Raw genomic sequence first — 445 nt, 5'->3', positions numbered from 1 at the left:
ACGCGTTTAGGGGTTAACCTTAAGCAGCCAATGCATGTTTAATGCGATTAATGGGTTCATCGTTTTGCCAATTGATGTACTGCAATAGCGTCACAGAGGCTATTTTGCTAATCAATCTAGCTCGCAGTCCAGCAAATGTTTTGGCATAGTTTCGTTTGAGCATCATCTGATCACAGAGCTGCGAAAAAACCGTTTCCACCCGGCGCCGAGCGGTTTTAAACACCTTCGGCCACGGTCGATAGCCTCGCTGGTTGCGACGCATCGGCGTTTGAAGCTCAATCCCAGCACTGTAAAACAAATCAATCTGTTGCTTGCCGGACAGATATCCCTTGTCGGCCAGCAGCAGGCAATCGCTGAGCCCGCTGTGTTTAATATCTTTCAAATAGTGAACATCATGGACACTGGCTTTGGTCAGATCCATGCTCTGATAGACCCCGTCCAAACT

At 48.1% G+C, this 445-nt stretch carries 1 protein-coding gene; it reads right to left on the bottom strand.

From position 1 onward, the window contains the following. Positions 1-19 precede the first annotated feature (19 nt). The coding region (locus tag ACG2F4_RS19445; RefSeq protein WP_395262602.1) for a transposase at positions 20-445 on the bottom strand (426 nt) is incomplete at its 5' end.

The organism is Halalkalibaculum sp. DA3122 (assembly GCF_043951865.1).
Lineage (GTDB): Bacteria > Bacteroidota > Rhodothermia > Balneolales > Balneolaceae > JAMQKA01.
This window is presented reverse-complemented; position numbering and strand designations above follow the sequence as displayed.